Raw genomic sequence first — 12567 nt, forward strand, 5'->3', positions numbered from 1 at the left:
TTTGCATCCGACATTACCTGCACCATTCTGTAGGCTCTTTGCATCTAAACAGAAAAAAGAGCAGCATCAGCTACTCTTTTCTAACCTTGATATTCACATATCACCAGTAGTGAAGTCAAACAGGTCAAACCAGATACTCCGCCATAATCTGCTCGATATCATACGGCGTAACGCCTTGATCCACCGAATAGATTGTATCCGCCTGATCTATTGTATCCACCAGTTCTCCTCTAGCTTTGGCGTGGAGCATGAACAAGTCATGCAGATCGGGTTTGCGTAAATTCGTTAGTGCTTTACCCATCAAGACCATGCCTTTTTGATTGCCTTCTACATTGTTGTAGTAATCGGGGTGGCTTGTCAGCGCCAGGTCTGTCCAGATGACGGTACGTTCAACCAGGTCCATAATGACAGGGATCGCAATCTGCGTATCCGCGGTAATATCGATTTTGTTCGCTACGGTAGAAGGTTCGAAAATCTCGCCAGACCCCGGCTTCTTCCGCATCATCCAGCCTACAAAACATTCTGGCAGATCACAATACGGATGGCTGGTGAATGAAAGCAGTGTTGCCACCACATATCGTCCACCATAGGCCACGATGGATGGAATATGCAGATCAATAAACTCACTTGCTCCGTTAGGTGCAGTCACGATATCTCCGCTATGGACAGCCTTATAGTTAGAGGATCGCAGATTCGTATAGGAAATATGCTCCACATAGTTCCAGTCCTTATCGTACATCACCGCAGACAAGTCAATGTCCACGCGCCCTGTGGACTTTCCATCCACCTCCCCCTCTTTCCACCAGTTGAAGAAACGAATGGTATCACCCCCTGCCATCGGCACACGACTTCCACGAACGATGGTATGCAGAGCCTTGCTTGCCGATCTCTGGGAAAAGGGTACCAGATAATCATGGAGCTGCGGATCAACATAGGTCTTCCCAAGCGGGGCAAGGGCAGCGAATCGCTCTACCAGTGCCTGCTCGCACAATTGCACGACATCCTGACACGTGGCTTCATCCATCTCTGGCAGCTCATTCGGAACAGCAAAAGCTTTAGCTACATTACCTTTCGGGAAAAAGACACGCAGATCCTGCGGTTCATTACGCTGCGCGAAATGCTGTCTCACCTGCAATAACACCGGGGTAGAGACTTGCTTCAATACCTCACCAAATGCCAGCAGTACATACGCTTCATCTTCGGTCATCCGCAGCAAGTAATCCAGTCTTCTCGCGAATTCACCTGGACGCTGTGACAACAGATCAATCAGACTCCAGACATTTCGATATTGGAAGGCAAGCTCCACACTTCCGTTGAAGGTCGAATAAGGCTTATTATTACGCAAAATATCAAAGGCTTCTTCGCATTGCGGATACCGCAGCTTATATTCCGATGGATGCAGAATTTCGCCAAGGCGAATCCAGCGATCCTTATAACGCAGCATATCCTCCGTGCTGGAGCCACATTGCTCCAGCAATCCGAGCAAAAGGCGTCTTTCACGCCGTTTGAATTTTCGGAAGGGAGTAGCTGCTGCGAGGCTGACATCACCATCGGACCAGGCAACAGCCAGACGGAGTACATCACTTGCCGTTTTGAAATACGGACCGATCCGGTCGATGTTTGCTTTTTCATGCTTCAACAGCGAGGCAATCACAAAGCCCACATTTTCTTTGAACGGAATCTCAGCGGGTAATAGCGCATCCACGTCTTCCGGGTCTGCATGCTCCAATACCGTGTCGATATCCGCCTTGTCTGTTTCCGAGATGGAACCTTTTGCTTCAATGATCTGACGGATGAGTGTCTGGAATGCTTGCCGGTTTCCCAAACCAATGACTTTCAAGTCCGTCTTCTCCAGCAAAGACATTCTCTCCACAGATTGTTGATCCGGATAGACTACAGTCAGGTTGGTCAGATAATGAATAATTGCATTAAGGTATAACTCCGCTTCATCCGCTTGCATCACCTGCATTGGGAATCCTGCATACATCGGAGTGTACTTCACATGTGCGCCAACCATGACTCTCAGATCAGCCACAAGTTGAATATATACCGCTTCAAATTGCTCCTTGGACAGCTGCCGCATCGCCTGCAATAGCTCATCCGAGAAGGTGTATCCGAGTGCTTCAATATTTTTGAGGGCAGTCGCCAGATATGTCTTCGGCAACTGTTGTTCCCCTTCGTTTGATTCGATAATGAGTTTGTTTGCTCTGCGCAAATAGATTGTATTGTTCATGATAAAAGAGTCCAGGAAAGCCACATCCCTATATAACGTGAAAGGTTAGGGTTAGAAGGAAGGAATGTGATAGCCTGGACGCCTCCTCTCTGAAATGAAATCTTCAGGAGAGCTGCGACCCTATTTTCGCCAATGAAGTTAGAAGGAAGGATCGCAATAGCCTGAAGGCCAGCGGTTCGAAGTTCGTCACCCGAACCTCTGGTGAACCCATCATCTCAGATTCCACGAACTGCCAACAGGGCGAAAGTATTACGACATGATAAGATGACCTAATTTGTACCGGATAACGATTCCGCCCACTCGCTTACAGATCTAACCTCTGCCTGAAGAGGGAACACTTTTTCCGTGAGCACACGATGTACCTCAGGATCGGCATCGATGCAGGCATCCGAGAGCACGGTGAGCGCATAGTCTTTATCCGCCGCCTCCCTCAGAGTCGATAGAACAACTCCGCTTGTCGCAATCCCACTAAGAATGAGTGTGTCTATCTGGCGGGACCGAAGGATGACATCCAGATCGCTTCCGGCGAATGCACTGACCCGAACTTTGGTCACAATAGGCTCGTTCGGCTGGGGTTGTACAGATTCATCAATCTGCACCGCTGCTTCCATGGCCGCCACCGCATCTGCTCCAGCTCCAGCCCGATAAGGAATTCCGCCAAACATTTTGTTGCGTGAACTAATCTCTGGATAACCCGGGCGGAACGCTACTCTTACGTAGATCACAGGAATCGCATGACTACGTGCAGTCTCAATCGCTTTTTGAAATGGTAGCAGGTCCTCTCTGTCTTTAACAAACTGTGACACGACACTCTTTTGCATATCCATGATCAGCAACGCACTTTTGCTTATTGAATGTGGCATGTTATCCTTCTCCTTTGGAATTGAGTTAAGAAATTCAGAATAGATCGTATAATATTTTCCCGCAATAAACGGAGATGTGGTTCCGTTTAAAATTATACGGAGGTCATACTCCGTTTGTCAACAAATCAACAGTGAGGTATATTTATGAAAGAGGTGTGATCCAATGATGTCTAAAAACAATAATCCTACTCCTGACGGTGAGGTTACGGATACTGATTCCATCGTCACTCAGGTTCCAGAGAAGACACTGCGTGCAGATGCCAAGAAAAATCGGGATAAGCTGCTCCGTGTCGCGCATGAAATTTTCAAAACGGAGGGCATTGCTGTCTCAATGGATGAGATTGCAAAGCGTGCGGGTGTCGGTGTAGGCACGGTCTATCGCCATTTCCCAACAAAGGAAGATCTGTTCGGGGCCGTCATCGCCAGCCACAAGATACGTCTGATGGAAGAGGCGGATCAACTGCTTCATCACAACGATCCGGGCGAAGCGTTTTTTCAATATTTCACCAAGATCATAAGCGAGGGGATTGCCAACAAGGCGATTACCGATGCTCTTGTTAGCAGTCTGACTATAGATACTGGCCGCTCAGAGATAGCGAATGAGTTCTGGCGTGGCATTACCCTCCTACTTGAGCGAGCACAGCAACACAGCTCTGTCCGAGCAGATGCAAGCATTGAGGATATTAAAATCATACTGATCGGTGTGCTTCAGGCCACCGGAGATCGAGGAATTTTCCCGGAACGCGTTGTGTCGATCCTTTGTGATGGTCTGCGTAGGTAACTCATTTGGGACAGAAATCCATAAGATTCCCTTTATATTTAAAATGAAATATGAAAAAGCCTTTGCTGACCCCCAATGTCAGCAAAGGCTTTTCGTTTTAGATTGTGTTTATTGATCAATCAGGTTTGTTACTTTCAACATTCTTGCAATCAATGCGGTAACCTCAGCACGGGTCATCGTTGTCTTCGGACTCAGAACCTCTGGCCCGTTACCTTGGATGATTCTAGCGGCAATCAACTGGGCTACATCTTCTTTTGCCCAATTCGATACATTGGCTGCATCACTGTAACGTTTCAGTTCAGCATTCACCTGATCCGGGCTGATTGAAGCTTCCGGTTCAATCAGCCGGTAGGCACGAGCAACCATAGCAAATCCTTGCTCACGTGTGATTTCCTGATTACCGTTGAAGTTCCCATTATCATAACCGCGAACGATACCGAATTCATTTGCAAGGGCTACCGCAGAGCGGAACCATGCGGAATCGTTAACGTCAGGGAATAGATTCTGTGGTGCATCCTGACGCATTAAGCCCAGTCCAAGCACAACAATCTCGGCAAACTCAGAACGAGTAACCTGACGGTTCGGTGAGAATGTGTTATCTCCGTTACCTTGCAGATCTAATCTCGCAGCGATGTTGTTCACATCCGTTTTACCCCAATGGGATCTGGCATCTTCAAAATCCTGCGGGTTCCAGATAACCGAGTAACTTCCGCTGCTACGCAAGTCATTAATGAGTGCGTAGTAACGACTACTGATCTTAGTGACAACCGTTGGTACATGGAAGATGCTACCGTCCGGATTAATGATTACGCCTGTAGTAATCCGGTTCGGATCGATACCTTCTGGAAGTGCAATATACTTCGGTGCATAACCGTTCAGCTGGCCGGATCGCACGGTCTGTCCATCTTTCGTAAACGTCAGATCCAGATCAACCGGTGTGACAAGTAGCTCGTATCCTTGGGATGCGGCTCTTGTCTCGGCACTGTCAATCAAAGCATCCGAGGAACGTGCGATATCAACATGGACATCAATATCATTCAACGCTGCATTACCAAGCTGTCTGGACACACCATTCACGTCCATTTTACCGCCAGGTACCGGATAGATTGCCAGCGGATTGCTAATGTTTAGTTTGGAACCTTGATCCACTAATTGTTTCAGTGTTTCGAGGGTTAAACCGTCCACCTTCATATCCCCATCATTCGGTGAATGAATGGCAAACTGCTGTCCTGTGCCTTGTGACATGGCAACATTCAGCTTGGCTGGATCAACTTGAACCAATGTTTCTTTGTTGTCAGATGGTTTGGATGTAGCAAATGGTTGATGGCTACCATCCCGAGTTGTTTCCAAATTATCCTTCACGGGTGCCGGAGTTGGCGTTGGTACTGGCGCAGGTGTAGGTGCTGGTGTACTTCCACCGTTACCTCCCGTATTTCCACCGCCGCCATTGTTGCCTCCACCATTGTTACCATTGTCACTGGATGCTCTAGTCACGTTAATTTTATACGCCGTAACATTTCCAAGTGAATCGGTTACTCTAACAACGATCTTATTCCCACCGACTTGGAGCGGTAGATTCTCACTTACAGTACCACTTGAAACCTCGTTCCATTCTCCATCTCCAACAGCTATTTCAATCTTCGCAAGTGGATCAAGTGCCGTTGGCGTGAGCTGGAATTGATATACGCTATTCGGTACAGAGATGGTGTACGTATCTTTAGCCGGATCAAATGCCGGGGACAAACTTCCCACGGAAGGGACCAACGTTTGTAACGTTGATATGTCATTACCAATCACTTTTGTAAGTCCCGTTCTTGCATCAGTCAGATCCAGAAGTGCTTTGTCTACCTGCGCTTGAGTTGCTGTCGGTTCATTCAACACTCGATTTGCTTCGTTCCTTGCCTCTTCCAGTGCTGTCCAGCTCGCTGGTGTGTACGCTGACTCTTCCAGGCTTTCACCTGTAATTTCAGTTACTTTCGCTTGCAAAGCTGATTTATCTACAACGGGTACAGATGTTGTAGGGATTAGGCCTGTTCTTGCATCTGTCAGATCCTGAAGTGCCTTGTCTACCTGCGCTTGAGTCGCTGTCGGTTCATTCAACACTCGATTTGCTTCGTTCCTTGCCTCTTCCAGTGCTGTCCAGCTCGCTGGTGTGTACTCCTCTTCGTCCAGTTCGCCTGTTTCGATCTTACCGTTAATCTCATCGATTTTGGCTTTCAACTTCGCCTTATCAATAACAACATAACTTTTCGAATTTGATGCTTTTGAATCTGAGTAGGCTGGATTGTTCGTCTTCGCTGTTACTGTCACCGTGTAAGTTCCAACTTCTAGCGATGGTACCAATTGCGACAGGTTAAGCGCCGTTCCGGTTACTTCCTCCGTCCGCTTCGTACCGTCTTCCAGTTCAATCGTTACTTCATATTTATCTGCATGCTCAACTGCTTCCCATTTCAACTCATCGTCGATCAGTGTGATGTCTGGCGCCGTCAAAGGAGCAGCAACTTCTGCTATCGTAAAGTATGAATTCAGACCAAAATTGGAGGTATTTATGCTTACTTGGCCATTTTCAATTAAATAGAACGATTTTGGAGCATCAAATTTTGCATCATCACTAATTACTAGATATCGAGGCAACTCCGTCGAGCCACCTTTTTTGTCTAGTTGAAGTGTAATCTGTGTTTCAGTCCAGTTTGATTTCTGTATTTTGTAGATACGCTTCATCATAAGCAGTTTTTCTTTATCATTAGTAATCGGTGTTACGAAATCGGTATTTTTCTCCCCATTGTCACCGAATGTAAAGAAAGAAGAATTTTCTGTTATTTTATTTTCATTAGCAGAATTCGTATCCTCGATACTGTTGCCTAATGCAATCGTCAATATCGAATCTTCTTCCTGCGCTTTGGCTTGTTTCTGCATCAATCCGCTCTGATCATCTCGACCGATGCTTGTAATCCGATGGGTATAGACTTCGTTCTCCTGGGCATCCCAGATCGTAGCCATGTTTGAATCGACATATGAATTTGCTGTCGTCTGATCAAGCGTATAGCCGTATTTGATCGCCAAATATGTGCTGACTTTTTGGCGTTCTGCGTCCGTCAGAGCATGGTCAAATACGATGATTTCTTCAATCGTACCCTGCCAATATCCACTATTCGCCGCAGTTGCCGGAATTAGCTTACCAACTAAAGCTCCGTCCGAGTTACCAGTATTCCATGCCTTAGCATTATCTTTTCCCCAACCACCCAGTTCCTGTACCTGCTCCATTTTACTGTACAATCTAGCTATATTCGTTCCAGTGTCCCCACCTGTCCAAGTAACAAATAGCTCGGTCGGGAATGTCGTTCCCATAAACTTGTCGGGAGTGTATAAAGTCTGATTACTGTCACTGTTAAATGTCGTCAAGCCGCCCCTTGCGTCAACTTGAAGCATCCCCATACCCGTATAAGCATTCGTTGTTTGTACTCCCCATGAAATAATATAATTGAGGCCTCCCGTTTTATTGGTTCTACTAACGGTAATGATCGATCTGGGGCTCTTCCCTTGAGGAAGCTTACTTACATCCAGATTCATAAAACTACTCGTGCCGTTATATTCCAATACCGGATTGAAATTGATATTATGATTTTTATCATCCCAATAGGTCGGTTGATTAGCTTCCGTACTTTGGGTTGCATTGTTTATTTTACTGCCTTGATCTTCCCAGATACTCACCTTTTCGCCGCTGGCAACTCCGTTTACCCGCTCTGGTCGTAGCCATAGTGAAGGGGATCCAACTCCACCCGGACCAACAGGAGTCTCGTTAGTCGCCTCCGCTTGAGCCAGACTCATTGGCAACGTTCCAATCGCCAGAATAAAGGAAAGAACCAGCATGGAAATTCTTTGCCATGGTTTCTTCCGGATTTCTGCTGTGTACATAGTTTCCTCCTACTTAATATGTTATTTTTGGACTGCTTACTGACTCAAAACATCATATCTACCCTCATCTTGCTTATTCTACACATGGCCTCTTACCAAACTCTTACCAAACCTTTTACCAAACTCCTCGCTAACAAATACAACAAAAAAACAGCCCTGCAAATGAAGCTGCAAGGCTGTGTATATCCAATTAAATATTCGAATTTTTCCATTGTTGGTACCATAACTCAACTTCCAGGCCAGGACGTATACCTGCCTCTTGTTCTAAAGCGATAACCAACTGGTTATATTGAGCGACCACAGGATCTTTATTGCCTAATCGATCGTAGGTCTTCATTAAGGCCAGTCCGACTTCCTCCAATGATGGTTCGAATTGTTGTACCCGGTAATATAGCGTTAGTGCTTCCGTATTCTGTCCCAGTTCGATGTAATATTGTGCGAGTTGCATGGCATGGTTACGCCAGAGTGCATGCAATCGCTGGCGCTCCAACTCAGCCCATACATAATCGTCCTCGCCATAATACTGGCCTTCATATTGATCTGAGGTCTGCCGATGTTCAGTTATTGTAGACGAAGATAATACAGGCAATCGGGTAAGACGACTCTCCCATTCTTCCGCATCAATCCTAAATTCACCCGTTTCCAATAGATATCCAAACTGTTGATAACGAATGACCATTTTGTCCTCGCCCATGAATTCGTTCATCATGCTGCGTAAGCGATGGATGCCACTGTGCAGATTGGATATACCTCTCCGCTCATCCAACTCTGGCCACAACAGTTCAAGTAGCGTATCCCGCTTAATCGGTTTGTTCCGATGGTGGAGCAAATAGGCGAATAACTCTCTAATCTTGGTTGTTCTGAACTTCATATGTTTTGGCGGCTCATTTGGGTGCAGTTGGACCTGGAGCATCCCCAGACAACGGATCAACATGGATGGCCCTTCTGCTACATTCAGACTTGCTGACACCGTTCGGCGTTGATACATTTTCATCGTTTTTTCCAAACGGTCACGCGTTACAGGCTTCATAATATAGTCCAGCACTTCAAGCCCATAGGCCGTCAGTGCATGTTCGTTATATGCGGTTGTGAAAATAACTTCTGTTCCAGGAGAAACCTCATGGATACGTTCGGTCGCCTCAATCCCGTTCATCCCCGGCATTTGAACGTCCATGAAGACGATTTCCGGCAGATGAAGTTTGATCTGATCTATGGCTTCCTGTGCCGTCAGAAAAGAGCCGATAACTTCGCAATCCTCTCTCTCTTGCAACAGTTTGTTTAACCTGCTCAGAGCGAGATATTCATCATCTACCAAAATCACTCTCATATGCACAACTCCTCTGGCTCACTGATCACCCTTTAATCTATAATTTTACCATAAATCCTGACGTGGGACCGCTATCATTTAAATATAGAATCTATGTTCCGGAATTCAAAAAAAATGTTCATCTTTGGCAGAGGGCATGCAGGAATTTGAAGTAAACTGTCGAAAACTAAAGTCTGCCATGAAACCAATAACCTATAAAAAGATACCCCGATATGTAGTGCTGTCGATTCTATTTCTAACTATTCTACTTGACTTTCGCTGGATATGGTCCGAGACTTTCACTATACCCGCACATCCTGAACCCATTGAAGGCTTGTTGGACCTCCGAGGCTGGGACCTCGCCAACACTTCACCCATATCTCTGGATGGAGAATGGGAATTTTATCCTCATGCATTAATCTCTAATTCTGACGCGAAAATAGCGGATAACCCATCCACACCGATTCAAGTTCCCGGTGACTGGCGTAATGCATTACCACAATCCTCATCGTCGTTCGGATATGGGACGTACCGTCTTCGCATACTGTTAGATCCATCTGTGGAGGAAGTCTCTCTCTGGGCTCAGAAAATCCAGACATCATCGATTATCGAGATGAACGGGACCATTGTTGCCCAATTCGGTCAGCCTGCCGCGCAGGCCGATACCTATCGACCAGAAAGGACTGCATTTACGACTTCCTATGCACTTGGCGGTGCCAGTGAACTTAATCTTTTAGTGCAGACAGCCAATTTTGACGATCCTTATAGCGGAGGAATCACACGCTCTCTCTATTTTGGTTCTCCAGAAGCCATTGGAAGTGAACGAGGACTATCCATTGACTTGCAAAAGATTACATTCGCTATACTGCTTTTGCACAGCCTATACGCTTTTGTCATGTTTCTATTTATCCGGAAGGAACGAGCTCTGCTGACGTTCTCGATGCTAACACTGGTAGCTGCCCTAACGGTCATCTCCGACCATGACAGTCTGTTATTGAGTTGGATTCCACTCAACTTCACTTGGATCGTTAAGGCCAAAGCGTTATCCTATCCGTTGTTCGCATTCTTTCTTTTACAGATGGCTAGAAGCTTCTCCCACAATCTACAAGGGCGTAAACTGTTCCGTATCTATGCCAGCGTGCTTGGCGTTTACTGTTTATTTTTGCTCGTCGCACCAGTGACCCTGATCTATCATGTACTTGAGATTGGGCTTTCTGATTTCCTTTATCTGTTTGCCATCGGCTGGTCTGTGTACCTATTCTTCCGAATGGCAGCCGAGAAACGAAGGGACGCAAGCTTTTTGCTCTTTGCGGCTACTAGCAGCCTATCAAGCGTATTGTGGGGAATTGTGAACTCACATAGCGAAATTACCAACGTGTATTATCCGATTGATGTGATCGCGGCCATGTTCGGCTTCGCCGCCTATTGGTTTAGAAAATACTTCCGCAACTCAAGTGAGATCGAGAAGTTGTACGAACAGCTCAAAGAGGAGGATCGCCAGAAGGATCAGTTTCTTGTGAATACGGCTCATGAATTGCGTACACCGCTGCATGGGATCATCAATATCGCCGAGAGCATCGCGGTCCGTGAACGGCGTAAATCAGGTGGGCAGCAGGCAGAAGACATGAAGCTGTTAGTTACCATCGGCCGACGTATGTCCCAACTGGTTGATGACCTCCTTGATGTCATTCGTTTGAAGGAAAAACGTATTACGCTTCAGAAGAAACCTTTATCTCTTGCATCTGTCATTCCAGGCGTGATCGGTATGTTCCGATTCATGGCAGAGGGCAAGCCCATCCATATGCAGGTGGATATTCCAGACTCACTGCCGTTGATTCAGGCCGATGAGAGAAGACTTGTTCAGGTGCTCTATAACCTGTTGCATAATGCGCTCAAATTTACCGATGAGGGTACCATTACCGTGTCCGTTCGTGAACATGGAGAGTACGTCTTGATTCAAGTTTCAGATACAGGTGTTGGTATAAGTGAGGAGATACAACAGCGAATATTCGAGGCGTATGAACAAGGGACCCCAGAGGCCCGTTTAAGCGGAGGAATCGGCCTCGGTCTCAATATCAGCAGGCAGCTCACAGAACTCCATGGCGGCCAACTCACCGTGCAATCCGTACCTGGGCAAGGATCGACCTTCCAGGTCTCGCTTCCACGGGAAGACACCGCATCGCTATCGGACCAGACTGAGCAGCAATGGGACGCTCACAGCTTCGATGAAGTTGCGATTGCAGAGCCGCAGCAGCAGACCGTCTCTCAAGATAAGACTGCCGCAAGAATTCTTGCCGTCGATGATGATCCTGTAAACCTGCGAGTACTGATCTCCATGCTTGCGAATGAACCGTATCATATTCAACCCGCGGCCTCGGCGCTTGAGGCACTTGAATTATTGGATAAGGAGCCTTGGGACTTACTGATTGCCGATGTCATGATGCCTCATATGTCCGGTTATGAATTGACCGAGAATGTACGCAAGCGTTATTCGGTATCCGAGCTTCCCATCCTATTGCTGACGGCCCGTAACGAACCAGCGGATGTATACGCCGGATTCATGGCCGGTGCTACGGACTATGTTACCAAGCCCGTGGATGCCGTTGAGTTAAGGCATCGCATCGGGTCTCTGATCGTACTGAAACAATCCATTGATGAGCGACTGCGCATGGAGGCTGCTTACTTACAAGCACAGATTCAGCCCCATTTTCTTTTTAATACGCTCAATTCAATCATGGTTCTTAGTGAGATGGACACGGAGCGAATGCAGAAACTGGGCGATGCTTTTATCGAGTATCTTCAGACCAGCTTTCATTTTGTCAATTCGGAGAAAATGGTTGAGGTCACTCATGAGTTGGATCTCTCCCGCGCCTATCTCTACATTGAGAAAGAACGATTCATGAATCGGTTGAACGTCATCTGGGATATTCCCGATGATCTTGATCTATCCCTGCCGCCACTCACCATTCAACCACTCATTGAGAATGCTGTTCGACATGGTATTCTCAGCAAAGTTGAGGGTGGAACCGTGCATATCCGAATCATCAACCAAACAGCGTCCACATTGATTGAGATCGAGGATGACGGTGTGGGGATGCAGCCCGAGCAGATCGAACGGGCACTGGCGTGGCCCAAGAAAGGTCCCGGCGGAACGGGAGGTATTGGATTAACCAATACACATCGCCGGTTAACCCAGATGTACGGACAAGGTTTAACCATCGTCAGCTCGCCGGGTCAAGGCACGAAAGTTTCCTTTGTCATCCCTTTGGACCGCAGTTTAAGAGCCTGAGCAATAAGATCGTTCCATGACTCTACAGCGGCATATTGTACGATCCATATCCGTTTGCTTTGTGTAAGGTCTACGGGGAAAGCGATGATAGCGGACATGTTCAAGTTCAATTTCAAGCCCAGGCTCGAGTTCAAGTTCAAGTTCTGATATACCAAATAAATCAAAAAAGAGCTAAGCACA

General features: G+C 46.8%; 6 protein-coding genes. 2 read left to right on the forward strand and 4 right to left on the reverse strand.

What is annotated here, in order from left to right:
* Window positions 1–124: 124 nt before the first annotated feature.
* Both MKY44_RS28405 and MKY44_RS28410 read right to left on the reverse strand, forming a co-directional pair.
* Window positions 125–2233 (reverse strand): TerD family protein, encoded by a 2109-nt coding sequence (locus MKY44_RS28405; protein WP_341009664.1) that lies wholly within the window; start codon window positions 2231–2233, stop codon window positions 125–127.
* Between the two features lie 269 nt (window positions 2234–2502).
* On the reverse strand, window positions 2503–3096 hold the full coding sequence (locus MKY44_RS28410; protein ID WP_341009665.1) for a cysteine hydrolase family protein: 594 nt from the start codon (window positions 3094–3096) through the stop codon (window positions 2503–2505).
* Window positions 3097–3259: 163 nt separating this feature from the next.
* Between MKY44_RS28410 and MKY44_RS28415 the strand changes: the two genes are divergently transcribed.
* Window positions 3260–3877, forward strand: a complete 618-nt coding sequence (locus tag MKY44_RS28415; protein WP_341009667.1) for a TetR/AcrR family transcriptional regulator — start codon at window positions 3260–3262, stop codon at window positions 3875–3877.
* A 108-nt stretch (window positions 3878–3985) separates the two neighbouring features.
* Here the strand turns inward: MKY44_RS28415 and MKY44_RS28420 are convergent, their stop codons facing one another.
* Together MKY44_RS28420 and MKY44_RS28425 are read right to left on the reverse strand one after the other, a co-directional pair.
* Window positions 3986–7792 carry an S-layer homology domain-containing protein gene (locus MKY44_RS28420; protein WP_341009668.1) on the reverse strand — a complete coding sequence of 1269 codons (3807 nt, stop codon included), beginning with the start codon at window positions 7790–7792 and terminating at the stop codon, window positions 3986–3988.
* A 190-nt stretch (window positions 7793–7982) separates the two neighbouring features.
* Window positions 7983–9119, reverse strand: a complete 1137-nt coding sequence (locus MKY44_RS28425; protein WP_341009671.1) for a response regulator — start codon at window positions 9117–9119, stop codon at window positions 7983–7985.
* Window positions 9120–9435: 316 nt separating this feature from the next.
* On the opposite strand from MKY44_RS28425, the gene MKY44_RS28430 reads away from it, so the two are divergent.
* A complete protein-coding gene (locus tag MKY44_RS28430; RefSeq protein WP_341009673.1) occupies window positions 9436–12387 on the forward strand; it encodes a hybrid sensor histidine kinase/response regulator in 2952 nt (983 codons plus the stop codon).
* The last annotated feature ends 180 nt before the right edge of the window (window positions 12388–12567 follow it).

Origin of the sequence: Paenibacillus sp. FSL R7-0026, assembly GCF_038004485.1 — a bacterium.
GTDB lineage: Bacteria > Bacillota > Bacilli > Paenibacillales > Paenibacillaceae > Paenibacillus > Paenibacillus xylanexedens_A.